Genomic DNA, 15,452 nt, shown 5'->3' on the forward strand with positions numbered 1-15,452 from the left:
AAAGATGGATCGTTTAAAGACTTATGTGATCAATTTGCCAAAAGATCAGGACCGTAGGGAAAGTATATTGAAAGAAACGGCGCAGTTTCCCTGGTTGGATATTGAAATGATCGAGGCTGTTTATGGGAAAGAACTATCGGATGAAGAAAAAAATACTTTGTTTGATGGTAAGAAATGTGCCCAATACTACGGACGTGTAGTGTTACCGGGGGAAATAGGTTGTACATTGAGTCATCAATTATGCTATAAGCATTTATTGGAAACGGACTTCGACTACGCTCTCATATTGGAGGATGATGTACATTTTGTCAACGACAAAATAACGGAACAATTTCTGAAGTCCGTGAATGATTTAATGAACAATCCTATCCCTCGGGTTTTACTATTACATGCTTCTTTTGAATATATCGGTGAAAAGAAACAGTTTTGTGAGAATTATAGTGTTTGTTGCATTTATAATGCTCTCTCTACTATGGGATATCTGATCAATAAGAATGCAGCTCGTCTATTGTTACGTGAGGAAATTCCTTATTGGGTTGCAGATGATTGGTTTCTTTTCAAAAGTTGGGGGATTAATATCTATTCTTTATATCCATCTGTAGTCGTACAGCAAAGTGATAAATTGAAATCATCTATTATGGAAGAACAGCGTGAGAGTAAGAAAAGGATTTTTCCTCATTCCTGGATTGAATGTCGTTTGGCTTATAACAAAATAAGTTATCTGATTCAAAAAAGAATTGGCATAATTAAAAGTATGCATCGTTGAATTAGAAAAATGAGACGCAGAAGTGCTCTGCGTCTCAAAATAATTAGCTGAACAGCTTTGTAAGATATCCGCTCAATGCACAAACGATCAAGGCCCATCCCATTAGGTTTTCGGTGGTAGGGGAGTTCGGCGATGAAATGAGAGTATCGCTCCGATGGCTGCCAGGGCTACTTCCGTATTCTTTTGGAGAACTGCCAGTATCGCCACTATCGTCAGCAGGAGGGTACCCAGGTTTATGTTTTCCTTTGCCCCGAAAAAACATCCGGGCAATGGTTGTCAGAAAATTAAGTACGGCTTCAAGATATTTCATGTTGGATAGTATTTTGTATGTATTGACTGATTGATATGAGCAATTGCCGATAAGTTTCGCGGTTGTCGCCGTTTACTTCGCTGATGTAGCGGCTGTAAGCGATCTCTTTGGCATAAGCCTCCGGATGATAGCTGATAGAAGCGGCTGTTGAATAAACGGTACGGATCAACCGGGCAAAATCGAAGAAACTCTGTTCATCCGATTCATAGATACGAAACTGCAGGTGAGAGATTCCGCCATCTTCAATCTTAGGTGTTTTAGCACCTTTCCAGTAAAGTGACGGTTGACCGTATCCGGTAAGTCCGAAAAAATTATGATTGATTTTACAAAGAGCACTTTCTCCCCAACCGCTTTCAATAGCAGCTTGGGCGAGGATAACGACCGGATTCAGTTTGTAATGTTCCCCGGCTGCCTGGGCAGCCGGAAGGAACTTTTGGATAAACTCTTTTTTATGCATATCGCAGCCTATTCGATAACCGGTCTGTCGTCATCGGGTGTGGAAGACGATTTTTCAGAGGATAACGGTTTGATTTCTTCGTACGTAGCATTCTTGCGAATGTCGCTTAACATAGTACCCGGAACATATACGATACGTGCGTTTTTGAAAAGAGAGGTGTTGAACTCTTCCTCTGTGGCAGTCCCTTTACTACCGGCTACCATGCGGAAGTTACCCAGGCGACCCATCTGGATGATATCGCCCTCTTCGAGTCGCTCCTGCATAACGGAGAGAAGACCTTCGACAACTAACATGACATCACCGATAAAAGCAGTGCTTCGCATGGCGATCATCTCACAGAGTTTTTGGAAACTGACTTTTTTCAAAGCCCTGACTTGTCCGTAATAGAGCTGAGCGCCTTTGGCAGCATCTTTACTCATATCGGGACGTTTGACTAGATGGAAACTTAAAGACATGATGACTAAATTTTTAATTGAACAATGTGCCAATATGCCGATGGAGATAGTCCGGAAGCGATTGGCGGTTGATTGATTGGTTATCGATAACAATTCAAAGGTACGATAGCGGGGAGGGGTGGTTACCGGTTAGGAACAGTTCTGAATAGATAGCAGTAAATAAAATGAAATATGATTGTTTATTTGTTGAAATTCAATGAAATAAGGAAGCGCTTCTCTTGCTTATATGGTATTTTTTTCGTTACTTTATAATATATAAATCAATAAAAAAGTACCCCTATGAGCAGAAATAATTATCCGGAAGACGAAAAGATACCGGTAAAGAGTTATGGCTTTACAGAATTAGGATTGTTATATAATCCGGATTTGCAGCCGGCATCGGCAGCCCAGTCATTAAAACGTTGGATCAACCATAATACACAGTTGGCAGCTGCTCTCATAGAAACCGGCTGGTGTAAAGGTCAACGTAAGTTTACTCCGCTACAGACCGGACTGATCTTTCGCTTCTTGGGAGAACCCTGAGAATTGAAAATAGAGAGTTGAAAATTGAGAATTGAAGAGTGCTTTCGGGGGAATTAATTATCTTTGTATAATCCTTACCGGAAGGAATAGATCGAATTAAATAAATATGGATGCAAATATCAGAAAACTTCCAATCGGAATACAGAGTTTTGAAGATATACGTAACAAGGGGTTTGTATATGTAGATAAAACCACCTTGGTATATAAACTGGTCAAAACTGGTAAGCCCTATTTCCTGAGCCGTCCCAGACGTTTCGGCAAAAGCCTGCTGTTATCTACGCTGGAAGCCTATTTTCAGGGTAAGAAGCATTTGTTCGAGGGATTGGCTATCGAACAGTTGGAGCAGGAGTGGGAGACGTATCCGGTGTTGCATTTGGATCTGAATGCAGAGAAATACGATTCAGTCGAAGCCTTGAATGCTATTTTAAGTTCTCATCTTACACGTTGGGAAGAATTATATGGGAAAGGAACGGATGAGCAAACATTATCCACCCGTTTTGCCGGTATTATTCGCCGTGCAGCCTTGCAGACCGGGAAACAGGTGGTTGTACTGGTTGACGAATATGATAAGCCGTTATTACAAGTACTGGGCAATGAAGTGTTGATGAAAGAATATCGTAATACATTAAAAGCCTTCTACGGAGTACTGAAAAGTTCAGATGCCCACCTGCGTTTTATATTTCTGACCGGTGTAACCAAATTTGCCCATGTCAGTGTCTTCAGCGATTTGAATCAATTGGCCGATATCAGCATGTATCCCGATTATGCAGCCATTTGCGGGATCACCCAGGATGAATTGCAGGCGAATTTCATACCGGAACTGGAAGCTCTTTGTGTGGAAAAGAACCTGACAATGGAAGACACCGTTCGTCTGATGACACTCAAATACGACGGTTATCATTTCAGGGAGAAAACCCCTGGAGTTTTTAATCCGTTCAGTGTACTGAACTGCCTGCGTACGCTTCGTTTTGACAATTATTGGTTTCAGACAGGTACTCCGACCTTTTTGGTAGAATTACTGAAAAAGACAGATTACGATCTGCGTCTGATTTTGGACAGTATGGAGATGCGCGCCTCTGCCTTTTCCGAATATCGTGTGGAAGCCAACAATCCGATCCCATTACTCTATCAGAGTGGTTATCTGACCATAAAAGGTTATGATGAAGAGTTCGGTTTATACACGTTAGCCTTTCCCAATGAAGAAGTGAAATATGGTTTTATCGATTTTATCACTCCTTTTTATACAGCCATTACGGAAGACGAAAGTGGCTTTTACATTGGCAAGTTTGTTCGCGAGCTACGTGCCGGAAATGTAGACGATTTTATGAAGCGGCTAGAAGTTTTTTTTGCCGACTTTCCTTATGAATTGAACGACAAGACAGAGCGTCATTATCAAGTTGTTTTTTATATCGTATTTAAGCTGATGGGGCAGTTCTGTGAGGCGGAAGTTCGCAGTGCCAGGGGACGTGCCGACGCTGTAGTGAAAACAAAAGATTATATATTCGTATTTGAATTTAAACTGAACGGCAGTATGGAAGAAGCCCTGAAACAAATAGATGATAAAGGTTACCTGATCCCCTATCAAGCAGACGGTCGTCGTTTGATAAAAGTCGCCGCCTCTTTCAGCCCCCAATTGCGGAATCTGGCAGAATGGGTTGTCATTGAAAATTGACGATATATTAGAAAATAATGAGCCAATGTGCCAATGTGCCAATGTGCCAATTTAGAGGATTATCTTGATTTCGATATGGGTTTAGCGTCTAATAGCCCTGTAAGGGCAGGACAAATTAGCCCAAGGTTTTAACCTTGGGTATAAGTGAGTTAAGTTGTTTTTTCAAGTCCTGTAGGGACGCCACAAGAACACGTATATCCTTGTAACGCCCTTACAGGGCTAAAGAGAGGGGTAGGGTTTGATTATCATTACCCAGGGTTAAAACTTTGGGCTAATTTGGGGTCAGGCTTACAGCCTTCAAGACAACGACACTACATTCAAATATGACAAATAGTGAATCTTTCCAAACCCTTAAACTAATAATAATGAACCAATTAATATAAGTCAACTAATAAATAACCGGATATTTATGTAATAATTCCGGACCAATAACTGATGCCGAAAATATCGGCAGGAAAACAATTCCTATATAATTATAACATGAAATGAATCTGTTTAATATTAAACAGATTATCCGAAAAGTCTTTCGGATAATCCAATCATTATTGTATTGGTTTACTCAGGTAAAAGTAATCAAATATCTATGGTATAGTCGTAAAATTTGGATATATAGAAAAGCCCATATTAAACTTCATAGGACTTCTCAGTTGTTGATTAAAAAGAAAAATAGTCTACGTTTGGGAGGTCCCTGGGAACCTATAGGAAATAATTTTTATCCGGCTTTTTTCGATACCCATTTTGTTGCTTATAAAAACACCTATGTAGAAATAAGCGGTAAGGTTCGTGTACAAACGGGATGTCTTTTTCGTATTCAGGAAAATGCCAGGTTGATATTAGGTGAAAATATATTGTTTAATAGTTTTGGGATGATATATTGTTATGAAATGATTAAAGTCGGTGATGATGTTGTAATAGGTCCATATGTCAAGATTAGGGATTCCGATAGCCATCATTTTGAATATCCTGGTTATGAGAAAAAGACAACGGCCCCGATCATCATAGAAAATCACGTTTGGATAGGACTGAATGTTACCATCCTTAAAGGTGTAACCATTGGTGAAGGAGCTGTTATAGCAGCCGGTTCAGTAGTTACAAAAAACATTCCTCCTCATTGTTTAGCCGGTGGAAATCCTGCAACAGTTCTTCGCGAAAATGTTGTTTGGAGATGATAAGTAAGTTGATAAATATACTATTATAAGTTTTGTAATGAAAAGGTTTTTATTAAAACTGTTCTATTTCTTATTCCCTTTGGGATTATTAGCTTTTACTGTAGATTATTGTATGACAGATACATTAGAAAAATCTGATTTTCCGCGATTTAGAAGATGGTATGAATTGACCCGACAAATAAATGCCGATATATTGATAACCGGTAGTTCACGAGCTTCTTTTCATGTCGATCCATATATTTTGGATAGTATACTACGGAAAAATACATTTAATATAGGAATTTCGGGAGGACCTTATGAAATATCTGAAGTAGCCTATCGAATTTATAAAAAGCATAATCATAAAAAGATAGAACTGATATTGTGTAATGTCGATTTTTTATGGTTCGGTAATTATGCTTTTCCTTGTAGTAAAGTGGATTATGCACCTTTCTATCATGATCCTTCTTTTAAAACTATAGTTGAAACAATGAATTTATCTCCGACAGAAAAATATATACCGGCTGTCAGATATGGAGGACAAACGGATTTGTTGAAAAAAGCATTTGGAATAGGTATAAAATGGGAAGATGAACTGATTGCAAGGAAAGCTGTGTGGAAAAAAGGTGCTTTTCTTGTGGACGAGGTCAACAAACCATTGAGTTTGATGTCTTCCTCTATGTCTTTTCAAAGAGGCGAAGAACGGATCAAACGGTTCACCTATTTTCTGGATGAATGTAAAGATGATTCGGTACAAGTTGTTTTATTTAAAAGTCCGATTCATCCCTCTGCATATAAAAAGTTAATAAATATTGAAAGTTCGTTTCTTCTGATTGACAGCATTGCTGAAGTATACAGACTAAATGTGTTGGACTATACTGATTATTTGATAGAAGATACTTCCTGCTTTTTTGATCCTGTTCATCTGAATTATAAAGGAGCAGAACTTTTTTCTACTCGTTTAGCCCATGATGTTGATTCGTTATTAAAGTAAAATTATAGTTGTTTTTATGTTGTTCAATTCATTTGAGTTTGCCTTATTTCTTCCGGCAGTTTTTTTATTGTATTGGTTCGTATTTGACCGAAGTATAAAACTGCGGAATTTATTTATAGTAGGAGTTAGTTATTTGTTTTATGGTTGGTGGGATGTACGTTTCCTATTATTAATTACTCTGACAACTATCATCAGTTTTATTTCGGGTATATTGATTTCGCGTTATCCGACAAAAGCATATTGGGCGAGCGCTTTCAGTATTTTATTTAATATCGGTTTATTGGCGTATTTTAAATACTGTAATTTTTTTATTGAAAGTTTAGTCGAAAGTTTTCGGATGCTGGGTATAGAGCTTTCTATTCGTCCATTGCAGATCATCTTACCGGTCGGCATTAGTTTTTATACTTTTCAAGCATTGAGTTATACGATTGATGTATATAAGAAAAAAATAGAACCGACTTGTGATATTGTGGCTTACTTTGCTTATGTGAGTTTTTTTCCTCAATTGGTAGCAGGTCCAATTGAGCGTGCGACACATCTATTGCCCCAGTTTTTCAATCAAACTGTTTTTTCTTATCCGGTAGCGGTAGATGGTGTGAGGCAGATACTTTGGGGACTGTTTAAAAAAGTTGTAGTAGCCGATAATTGTGCCCGGTGGGTGGATACTGTATACAATTCTTATTCGGAACAATCCTCTTTGACACTGATTGTCACAGCTATGTTGTTTTCGATTCAGATCTATTGCGATTTTTCAGGTTATTCGGATATGGCCATAGGTACAGCTCGTTTATTGGGGTTTAATTTAATGCGGAATTTTAATATGCCTTATTTTTCAAGAGATATTGCAGAGTTTTGGCGTCGTTGGCATATATCGCTTACTACGATGTTTCGCGATTATGTGTATATTCCGTTAGGAGGGAGTCGTTGTTCGCGATGGCTGAATGTACGTAATACATTTATTGTCTTTTTATTAAGTGGTTTATGGCATGGCGCTAATTATACGTTTGTCTTTTGGGGGATATTCAATGCAATATTATTTCTTCCATTATTACTTTTGAAAAAGAATCACAGGTATACCGGTATACCTGCTGAAGGCAAGATCTTGCCTTCAGCAGGAGAGTTTACATCCATATCGATAACATTTATACTGGTTACAATTGGTTGGATATTTTTCCGTTCCGATAGTTTGGGACAGGCATTTAATTATTTATCGATAATTTTTCATTTTGAATCGTTTGATTTAATACAAAAGAGAGAGGTATTATATCTTTTTATTCTTGTGTTGACATTGCTATTGGGTGAATGGCTTCAACGGGATAAAGAACATGCCCTGCAAATTGATAATTTACCATTGTGGCAAAGATATTGTATCTATTATTTTCTGATTTTTATGTGTTTTTGGTTTTCTATTCCAGAAGATATACCATTTATTTATTTTCAGTTTTAAAGAGTTTTTTTAATCCAATTTATATGAAGTATGTTACAGTAATCCCTGCTCGCGGGGGATCAAAACGTTTGCCGGGGAAAAATATTTTTCCTTTGGGAGGTAAGCCTTTGTTAGCCCATTCCATTCTTTATTCCCGGCAGGTTCTGCCTGATACGGAACTATATGTATCGACTGATAAGGAGGAAATAGCTCATGTGGCACGTGAATATGGAGCAGAAGTGATTGAACGTCCGGCGGAGTTGTCCGGTGATTTATGCTCGACGGATTTGGCTATGCAACATGCGGCCACTCAACTTCTAAGAGAAGGCAAAATGTTCGATTATATGGTTCTATTACAAGCTACCAATCCGCTTCGTCCGGAGGGTATGATGGAAGATGCCATACAAGTAATTGAAACTGGCCAATATGATAGTTTGTTTACGGTCTCTCCTTTAGTTAGGAAATTAGGCCGTTTAATAGATGAAAAGTTTGTCCCCTGGAATTTTGTTTTCGGTCAGCGTAGCCAGGACATGGAGCCTCTTTATTTTGAAAACGGACTGTTGTATATCACAAGTAAAGAGCAAATATTGAAAGGGAATATCCGAGGTAAATCGTTATTTTCTTTAGTCGTCGATCATCCGTTTGGCTCATTGGATATAGACACACAGGAGGATTTTGACAGGGTGGAATATTATATGCATAAATATTTATAAGTGATGAACTTGTTTAAAAAATATAAGGCGATAGCTTATTTGCCTACCCCTTATACATTATTGCAATATTACCTGTTAGAACCTTATCGAATAGAAGATACCCTATTTTTTATTCATGAGCGTTTTCCGAGGGACATATCATCTCGTATGAAGAATACGTTCTGTTTGTTGGGCGGATCTTATATAAAACGCTATTATTCTTTTTTGATAATCGGTTATTATTTTCTTAGAAATCGAAATATCCCTGTCTTTTTGGGTGGAGATCTAGCATATACAAATCTATTCCTTTTCCGTTTTACAACGATCTTTTACCTGGAAGACGGAACCGGTTCTTATGTATTCGTTAATCAGAAAGATAAACAGATGGTTCATAAGAAAGAATCTAACTGGTCAAGATGGCTTTGGGGTGATATTTATCCCTGTTGGGGACTGGCTCAGAATGTGAAAAGTATCTATCTGACCGGTATTTTACCCATACCGGAGATAATAGCCGAAAAGGTCAAATTAATTGATCTGAACTATTTATGGGAACAAAAAAGTCCGGAGCAAAAAAGGAAAATATGGCATTTATTCATGCCGGAAGATTTCGATATGCATTTGATTAATAACTACGAAACAGTGCTGATTACTCAGCCGTTCAGCGAATATTCAGATGGTTTTTTCTCCGAGGCAGACAAAATAGAGATTTACCACCGGTTGTTGACCGGCTATCCGGAATCGAAGATATTGATTAAAACTCATCCGGCTGAAACGACCGATTATTCACACTATTTTCCTTCGGCCTGTATATTAACTTGTGTATGTCCGATGGAGTTATTGTTGTTTTCAGGATTGCATCCGCGCAGGATTGTCACTGTTGACTCTACAGCCGCTTTTCATTTCGATGATTCTGTTGAAAAGATAATAGCCGGATACGGTGTGACTCCTGCTTTGGCAAAAGAAGCTAAAAGGCGGGGTATTTCTGATGAAAAACTAGATAATTACATAACAAAACAATCCAAATAAATCATGCGAAAAAGAATTATTGAGGGAATTGCCGGCTTAGGTTTGCTGGCTGTTCTGCCGGCTTGCCACACACAGAAGCAAGCCATCCCGTCAGCCGACCTGTATGCGCTAGCCGCAGGTCCAGTAGAAATCGTATCGGAACAGGGAGCGCAGTCTCCTGCCAAGACGCAGGGAAGAAGCATTCTGATCCCCCAATTGCAGGTAGATGCCCAGTCTGTTTATAACAAGATGATCACGTACATCAACCCCGATGAAGAACTGCTGCCTACTGTCTCGGTAGCGAAGCTGGCCGCTTACATCGATTTCCCGGCAGGCAGTGTACAGGTCAATCCGAAGTATGGAAATAACCGTGCCGAACTGGCGAAGCTGGACGGGCAGTTGAAACCCCTGTTGCAGGCCGGCAGTGGAAAAATCAAGAAGATCCGTATTATCGGTTATGCTTCTCCCGACGGCAATACGAAAACAAATGAACAACTGGCCGGTAACCGTTCGATCCAGTTTAAGAATTACCTGCAGAAACAGCTCCATTTGCCCAATGACGGGCTGATCACAGTCGACTGGGTAGGAGAAGACTGGGAGGGATTACAACGTCTTATTGCCGGATCGGATAAGAAATACAGCAGCCGTGTGTTGTCGATCTTCCAGTTGACCGATGATCCGGACAGCCGTCGTAAACAGATCAAGGCGATAGACAACGGAGCTGTTTACAAGGATATCGAGAAAAGTTTTTTCAGCCGTTTGCGCCGTATGGAGCTGGCCGTTGAAACCGAATCGGAAATGGTGTCCGTCAATGATCCTCAGTTAATCGAAAAAGTCTATAACCAGCCGGATAAAGTATCCCTGCAGGATTTCTTTCGCGTAGCCGCTTTATACCGTCCGGGTACGGAGCAATATCGTGAAATATATGAAATAGCAGCCTATACGTATCCTGCCTGTAAAGTAGCTCAACTGAATGCGGCAGCCGCCGCCTTATCACAGGGAGATAAAGAATCGGCCCGCTACTTCTTTCAGCAGGTAAATGGAGATCCGCGCGCTTACAATAACTTAGGGGTCTTGTCGTTGATGGATGGTGATAAGGAAAATGCAGCTGGTTATTTTCGAAAATATTTACCACAAAATCCACGTATAGCACGTGAGAATCTGAATTATTTAGAATAATAAAACAGGTATCTTTTGAAATGTTAATACTAGACTTTTGATTTCAAAAGTCCTTTATTTTACGTTCAAAAGTCCCTTGTTTTTTCAGCGGGTAAAGCGTTCTCTTCCGGGCATAAATGTGGAAAAGATGAATACAAAACAAATATCGATAAATAAAAAATTTTTATGCTATGTCGGGAGGCAAACAGTTGTCTTTCCCTACTTTTAAATCCAATATACAGAAAGAATCCGATCCGGTTGGAAAGATACTGGAATGTGCCCTGTTTCTTCGTCTGACAAATCTGGCGGGAAGCCGGAAATCGTGGAAGAAATTTGCAGATAGTTTTTTCGGTTATTACCAACCTGTCATCCTGGAGTATTTCGGTTATAAACCGGATGTGCTGAAAATCCCTAAAGTAAAAGTAATTGACAAAGGGTTATTTATGGCGGTACTGACGGCTATGCATAAAACCGGTATGTTCGACTGTTATGCCAGTGAACTGGCTACAGCCGTGGTGGCTGTGTTTGACGTAAAACTTCAGTTATCGAGTATACAGCAGGATTTATACGACCAATTACTCGAATACGAGGACGTTTTAGGTTTCTTTAATAATTACAGAAAATACGAATTCTAAAAACTGAATAATTAACCCGCTCAGAATGAGCTTGCTTTGCCTGCTTTTTTTTGACTTTTCATCAAATCCGTCCGGATGGCTTCGTGCCTTAAATTTGTTGGTAACCGAATGGGTGATTGGCAGGTCTTTTAAATTTTTGATTCGCTCTTTTATTTTTATTATAAATAATATTTATTCTATATTTAAGAGAGTTGTAACCGGGGGTGTAACCCTTACAGATTGTAACCGGTCTGATACATATAAAAATCAAGAACTTTCAGAAAAACCTTTGCCGGGACTTTATCCGGGACACTTTAATTATTAAACAGAAAGGGTAAGATTATGAAGAAATGTAAGGAAAACATGACACCCGGCATCCGTAAGTGTGGTTACCTGAAAGTTGGAAGAAATGTGCTGAAAGCTTTTTTCAGCGGGTATGACGATCAGCGCCGTTTGGCAGGCGTGTTGCTTTGTGTAGAGACCTTTGTCTATTTCTCCGAAGGTGTGGTTTGTATGAATGACTTTTCGTATTTGTGCCGTCCTGGTGAATGGGTGACTTCTTTTACGGAGATAGGGACTTTGACGGGACTCTGTCGCAAGTCGGTAAGAAAATGTTTGGAGAAGTTGGAAGCATGTAATTTCCTGCAGGTAAAAGACCTGGGTAATTACAAGTTGATTATCCTGATGAATTATGAACAGTTGATCGAGGTTAAAAGAGAACCGGTTCATACGCCGGATATCTCCTCACAAGGTACGGAGGGGGAAGGTGGGCTGTTTGCTACAGTCAGCAATTTTTATTCCAATCAAAATGAACAGAAAGGAGTGGTGAACTGATGAATACAGCAGGAAATAAACAGCAGGTACAGGTACATGTCAACCTGGATATGGAAAAAGCGGTCATAGCAGGTTTACTGACTAATCCGGATGCTATTTTTGATGTGATGGGACATTTGAGACCGGAAATGTTTTATCATCCGGGGCTTCGTTTTGTATATGCTTCGGCGTTGTCGTTGGTGGAGAACGGAAAAGTGGTGGATATGTTGACGATCGAACAGGAAATGATCCGTTTGGATCTGTCGCAGTATGAACGGCTGAACGGATTGTCTTTCATTTCGGACATGTTGCTCGATGTACGTACGGATCATCATATCCGTTATCATGCCGATGAACTGGTGAATAACTACCTGTTGCGTCGCATGCTGGACGAATTGAAGAAAAAAGAAACGGAAGTGGTACAGGCTTCTGCTGATGTAACTTCGTTGCTGAACGGACTGGATAATCTGGTCGACTCGTTGCGTAGCGAACAGGTTCATGCATCGACATCGGAAGAAGCCGGAAAGGTGGCTGCCCGTGTGCTGGAACAATCGTATGCGGAACAGGCAGGTCGTGAAGCAGGCAGGAATACGCATATCCGTACCGGCTTCCGTGAGCTGGATCAGTTGACCGGTGGTTTGTATAACGGAGAGTTGGTGGTGATACCCGCCCGTCCCTCCATGGGAAAGTCGGCTGTGGCACTTTGGATGGCTCTGAATGCTGCCCGGGCAGGGAAAGCGGTCGCTTTTTTCAGCGTGGAGATGAGCAAGGAGCAGTTGGTAATGCGTTTGCTTTCTATGTTGAGCGGAGTCGATACCGACCGTTTGCGTTTCAAAGGGACTACGGCGGCAGAACGTGAACGCCTGGCAAAGGCGCAGGAGGCATTGGAGCAATTGCCGCTTATTCTGGAATATTGTGGTTCGGATACGGTCGAAGATATGCGGGCAAAGGCGCAGGCCTTGCACAAGCAGGGAAAGTTGGAGTTGTTGTTTATCGATTACCTGAACCTGATCAATCTGATTGTCTCTAAAAATAATTTGCAGGAGACGACTGATTTGGCTTTGGGGAATGTAGTCCGTAAGATCAAGCTGATGGCGGAAGAGATGAATATTCCAGTGGTATTGCTGGCACAGATGAATCGTGAAAGCGAACGTCGTCCGGCTCCGCATCTGCCGGTATTGAGTGATTTGCGTAATTCGGGAGCGATTGAACAGATTGCCGATGTGGTTGTCTTTGTATATCGTGCCGAAAAATACAATATATTTTATGATCCGAAAACGAAGGAAGACCTTCGTGGAGTAGGGCTTCTGCTGGTTGCCAAGAATCGTAACGGGGCGACCGGTGCAGCTAAGTTCCGGTATAATCCGGCAATGACTTGTCTGACGGACTATGATCCGCAAGTGATTTGATAATGTAATGAATCTCAAAGATAAAATAAAATCTGTAGCCCGTCTGGAGGATGTGGTAGAACGTTATATTTCGTTGAAACGAAATGGAAGTTCTGCAAAGACTTTGGTCGGGCTATGTCCGTTCCATGACGACCGGAATCCGTCGCTATATGTGAATATGGAAGAACAATATTATAAATGCTTTGCCTGTGGGGAAGGTGGTGATATTTTTAAGTTCGTTCAGAAAATGGAAAGTTGTGATTTCAAGGAAGCGTTGAAGATACTCGCTGGATGGTACGGACTTTCAGAGACAGACGTATATCGACCGGTGAAATATCCGCCTGTGAAGAAAATTTCACAATCGAAATTACCGGAAGTTGTCAGCTGGTTTCATATGGATAGTCTGTTTCGCGGTTGCCGGATGTTTTTAGATTTACTGGAGGAATATATGCCGGAAGATGAGGTTTTACGTGCAACTTACAAAATATTTGAGGTAGGTATAGCCCCCTCTTCTTTACCTTCTGATTATAAAAATTATTGTAATCGTCTGGTTTTTCCTATCCGGAATGAGAAGGGGGCATTGGTTGCTTTTGCCGGTCGCTATCGGGGAGAGACGAAAGGAACGGATATTCGGAAATATATCAATTCACCGACTAGTCCGATCTATCATAAAAGTGAGATTTTGTACGGCTTATATCAGGCACAGGAAGCAATCCGGCAGCATAAATTTGTGTATATCACTGAAGGCTATAAAGACGTGTTGGCTATGCATGCTGCCGGATTCCGGAACACGGTTGCTTTGTGCGGAACGGCTCTGACAGAACAACATGTGGCTCTGCTTAGCCGGTATACCCGGTATGCCATCGTTATGCTTGACGGTGATGATGCGGGGCAGACGAATGGTATAAAATCTGCCGGATTATTAATCCAAAAAGGTTTCTCTGTCGGTCGGATCGTCCTCAATCCGGAGCATGATCCGGATTCCTTGTTAAAAAATATGGGGCGGGAGGCTTTTGTCGGTTACATGAAAGAGGCTACCCGTTTGAGCCGCCTGGAAGTCTACGAGGCGTCTTTACTTCGGAAAATAGAACAGATATTATCCCAACTTCGTGTGGCATTGACTGCAGAGGAACGTGCTTGTCTGTTCGCCCGTATGATCCCTTTGCATAAACGGTTGGGAAAAGTCACCGGACTATTAGTGCATTCTCCGGTAATGAAAGCGGACTGGTTATGCGCGCTTTTACCTGTCATACTTAAACTTGTAATATTGTTTGATTTTTAATTACATAAAATATGAATTGCATAGCAAAAATAAAACGTTGTTTATATTATATCCAGCATTACAAGTTGTGGACTTACTTTAAGTCTAAAAAAAGAATTTTCTTGTCTAAATCATCAACTATTAGAGTAAAAGATAAGGGGATTTTATCTGTTAAAGGGATGTTGATCAATGCATCCAGATTTAAAAAGTTTTCCTGTTGCACTATTTGGATAGAAGGGGATTTGATTATTGAAAAGCAACTGTTTATTGCTGATGCTACTATAGCGGTTCTTCCAGAGGCAAGATTAATAATAGGCGATTGTTTTATGAATGATGGAACCTATTTGGAGTGTGAATCGAATATTACTATAGGGAATAATGTCCTGATAGGACGTAATGTAACTATTCGTGATTCGGATGGCCATGATCATGGAGATGCATCGGGGAAAAGAGAAAAATGTTTGCCTATTGTGATAGGTAATTCTGTTTGGGTTGGTTCTAATGCAATGATACAAAAGGGAGTACATATTGGTGATGGTGCAATTATTGCGGCTGGAGCTGTTGTTTGCAGGGATATCCCTGCACATACTTTAGCAGGTGGTGTACCTGCTAAAGTATTAAAAGAAAATGTCTATTGGAAAGAATAAAAACAAGGAGTAATCTTCAATCTTACATCTGAATGTTTCGTACTATTTTTTTGTATCTCTTTTATTGGAAAGAGAAATTGCGCTTATATGGGAGAGTAACTTTCAACGGTTTTACAGTTATCTA

16 protein-coding genes are annotated in these 15,452 nt (G+C 40.3%); 14 read left to right on the plus strand and 2 right to left on the minus strand.

Annotated features, from left to right (window positions below; all coding sequences use genetic code 11):
• Window positions 1-4: 4 nt before the first annotated feature.
• A complete protein-coding gene (locus P3L47_RS13465) occupies window positions 5-766 on the plus strand; it encodes a glycosyltransferase family 25 protein (RefSeq protein ID WP_277781105.1) in 762 nt (253 codons plus the stop codon).
• Window positions 767-1,062: 296 nt separating this feature from the next.
• Here P3L47_RS13465 and P3L47_RS13470 read toward each other — a convergent pair whose 3' ends face one another.
• Window positions 1,063-1,533 carry a glucosaminidase domain-containing protein gene (locus P3L47_RS13470; protein ID WP_277781106.1) on the minus strand — a complete coding sequence of 157 codons (471 nt, stop codon included), beginning with the start codon at window positions 1,531-1,533 and terminating at the stop codon, window positions 1,063-1,065.
• Between the two features lie 8 nt (window positions 1,534-1,541).
• Entirely contained in the window at window positions 1,542-1,988 is a 447-nt protein-coding gene (locus tag P3L47_RS13475) for an HU family DNA-binding protein (RefSeq protein WP_122362648.1), read from the minus strand.
• A gap of 279 nt (window positions 1,989-2,267) precedes the next feature.
• Between P3L47_RS13475 and P3L47_RS13480 the strand changes: the two genes are divergently transcribed.
• The 13 genes from P3L47_RS13480 to P3L47_RS13540 all read left to right on the plus strand — a co-directional run bounded on the left by P3L47_RS13480 (window position 2,268) and on the right by P3L47_RS13540 (window position 15,328).
• Complete coding sequence (locus P3L47_RS13480) at window positions 2,268-2,510, plus strand: DUF4248 domain-containing protein (protein WP_122362647.1); 243 nt, start codon at window positions 2,268-2,270, stop codon at window positions 2,508-2,510.
• Between the two features lie 106 nt (window positions 2,511-2,616).
• Window positions 2,617-4,182 carry an ATP-binding protein gene (locus P3L47_RS13485; RefSeq protein ID WP_277781107.1) on the plus strand — a complete coding sequence of 522 codons (1,566 nt, stop codon included), beginning with the start codon at window positions 2,617-2,619 and terminating at the stop codon, window positions 4,180-4,182.
• Between the two features lie 485 nt (window positions 4,183-4,667).
• A complete protein-coding gene (locus P3L47_RS13490; protein WP_277781108.1) occupies window positions 4,668-5,351 on the plus strand; it encodes an acyltransferase in 684 nt (227 codons plus the stop codon).
• 37 nt (window positions 5,352-5,388) lie between these two features.
• The gene (locus P3L47_RS13495; protein ID WP_277781109.1) at window positions 5,389-6,324 is read left to right on the plus strand and encodes a hypothetical protein; all 936 of its coding nucleotides are present in this window, start codon (window positions 5,389-5,391) and stop codon (window positions 6,322-6,324) included.
• 16 nt (window positions 6,325-6,340) lie between these two features.
• On the plus strand, window positions 6,341-7,771 hold the full coding sequence (locus P3L47_RS13500; protein WP_277781110.1) for an MBOAT family O-acyltransferase: 1,431 nt from the start codon (window positions 6,341-6,343) through the stop codon (window positions 7,769-7,771).
• A gap of 23 nt (window positions 7,772-7,794) precedes the next feature.
• A complete protein-coding gene (locus P3L47_RS13505; RefSeq protein WP_277781111.1) occupies window positions 7,795-8,463 on the plus strand; it encodes an acylneuraminate cytidylyltransferase family protein in 669 nt (222 codons plus the stop codon).
• Window positions 8,464-8,610: 147 nt separating this feature from the next.
• Window positions 8,611-9,468 carry a glycosyltransferase family 52 gene (locus tag P3L47_RS13510; protein ID WP_277781112.1) on the plus strand — a complete coding sequence of 286 codons (858 nt, stop codon included), beginning with the start codon at window positions 8,611-8,613 and terminating at the stop codon, window positions 9,466-9,468.
• Window positions 9,469-9,471: 3 nt separating this feature from the next.
• Window positions 9,472-10,626 carry an OmpA family protein gene (locus P3L47_RS13515; RefSeq protein WP_277781113.1) on the plus strand — a complete coding sequence of 385 codons (1,155 nt, stop codon included), beginning with the start codon at window positions 9,472-9,474 and terminating at the stop codon, window positions 10,624-10,626.
• Between the two features lie 170 nt (window positions 10,627-10,796).
• Window positions 10,797-11,240 carry a hypothetical protein gene (locus tag P3L47_RS13520; protein WP_277781114.1) on the plus strand — a complete coding sequence of 148 codons (444 nt, stop codon included), beginning with the start codon at window positions 10,797-10,799 and terminating at the stop codon, window positions 11,238-11,240.
• A gap of 321 nt (window positions 11,241-11,561) precedes the next feature.
• Window positions 11,562-12,053 carry a hypothetical protein gene (locus tag P3L47_RS13525; protein ID WP_277781115.1) on the plus strand — a complete coding sequence of 164 codons (492 nt, stop codon included), beginning with the start codon at window positions 11,562-11,564 and terminating at the stop codon, window positions 12,051-12,053.
• Window positions 12,053-13,441 (plus strand): replicative DNA helicase, encoded by a 1,389-nt coding sequence (locus P3L47_RS13530; protein ID WP_277781116.1) that lies wholly within the window; start codon window positions 12,053-12,055, stop codon window positions 13,439-13,441. Before P3L47_RS13525 ends, P3L47_RS13530 begins: the two co-directional genes overlap by 1 nt.
• 7 nt (window positions 13,442-13,448) lie before the next feature.
• Window positions 13,449-14,702, plus strand: coding sequence for a DNA primase (locus P3L47_RS13535; protein ID WP_277781117.1), 1,254 nt, complete (start codon window positions 13,449-13,451; stop codon window positions 14,700-14,702).
• Window positions 14,703-14,713: 11 nt separating this feature from the next.
• Window positions 14,714-15,328 (plus strand): acyltransferase, encoded by a 615-nt coding sequence (locus P3L47_RS13540; protein WP_277781118.1) that lies wholly within the window; start codon window positions 14,714-14,716, stop codon window positions 15,326-15,328.
• Window positions 15,329-15,452: the final 124 nt, after the last annotated feature.

Source organism: Parabacteroides chongii, assembly GCF_029581355.1.
GTDB classification, from domain to species: domain Bacteria; phylum Bacteroidota; class Bacteroidia; order Bacteroidales; family Tannerellaceae; genus Parabacteroides; species Parabacteroides chongii.

Excerpts from the sequence above, each read along its gene's own strand:
- P3L47_RS13465 (WP_277781105.1), top strand. The coding sequence starts at position 5 with ATGGATCGTTTAAAGACTTATGTGATCAATTTGCCAAAAGATCAGGAC.
- P3L47_RS13470 (WP_277781106.1), bottom strand. The coding sequence starts at position 1,533 with ATGCATAAAAAAGAGTTTATCCAAAAGTTCCTTCCGGCTGCCCAGGCA.
- P3L47_RS13475 (WP_122362648.1), bottom strand. The coding sequence starts at position 1,988 with ATGTCTTTAAGTTTCCATCTAGTCAAACGTCCCGATATGAGTAAAGAT.
- P3L47_RS13480 (WP_122362647.1), top strand. The coding sequence starts at position 2,268 with ATGAGCAGAAATAATTATCCGGAAGACGAAAAGATACCGGTAAAGAGT.
- P3L47_RS13485 (WP_277781107.1), top strand. The coding sequence starts at position 2,617 with ATGGATGCAAATATCAGAAAACTTCCAATCGGAATACAGAGTTTTGAA.
- P3L47_RS13490 (WP_277781108.1), top strand. The coding sequence starts at position 4,668 with ATGAATCTGTTTAATATTAAACAGATTATCCGAAAAGTCTTTCGGATA.
- P3L47_RS13495 (WP_277781109.1), top strand. The coding sequence starts at position 5,389 with ATGAAAAGGTTTTTATTAAAACTGTTCTATTTCTTATTCCCTTTGGGA.
- P3L47_RS13500 (WP_277781110.1), top strand. The coding sequence starts at position 6,341 with ATGTTGTTCAATTCATTTGAGTTTGCCTTATTTCTTCCGGCAGTTTTT.
- P3L47_RS13505 (WP_277781111.1), top strand. The coding sequence starts at position 7,795 with ATGAAGTATGTTACAGTAATCCCTGCTCGCGGGGGATCAAAACGTTTG.
- P3L47_RS13510 (WP_277781112.1), top strand. The coding sequence starts at position 8,611 with ATGAAGAATACGTTCTGTTTGTTGGGCGGATCTTATATAAAACGCTAT.
- P3L47_RS13515 (WP_277781113.1), top strand. The coding sequence starts at position 9,472 with ATGCGAAAAAGAATTATTGAGGGAATTGCCGGCTTAGGTTTGCTGGCT.
- P3L47_RS13520 (WP_277781114.1), top strand. The coding sequence starts at position 10,797 with ATGTCGGGAGGCAAACAGTTGTCTTTCCCTACTTTTAAATCCAATATA.
- P3L47_RS13525 (WP_277781115.1), top strand. The coding sequence starts at position 11,562 with ATGAAGAAATGTAAGGAAAACATGACACCCGGCATCCGTAAGTGTGGT.
- P3L47_RS13530 (WP_277781116.1), top strand. The coding sequence starts at position 12,053 with ATGAATACAGCAGGAAATAAACAGCAGGTACAGGTACATGTCAACCTG.
- P3L47_RS13535 (WP_277781117.1), top strand. The coding sequence starts at position 13,449 with ATGAATCTCAAAGATAAAATAAAATCTGTAGCCCGTCTGGAGGATGTG.
- P3L47_RS13540 (WP_277781118.1), top strand. The coding sequence starts at position 14,714 with ATGAATTGCATAGCAAAAATAAAACGTTGTTTATATTATATCCAGCAT.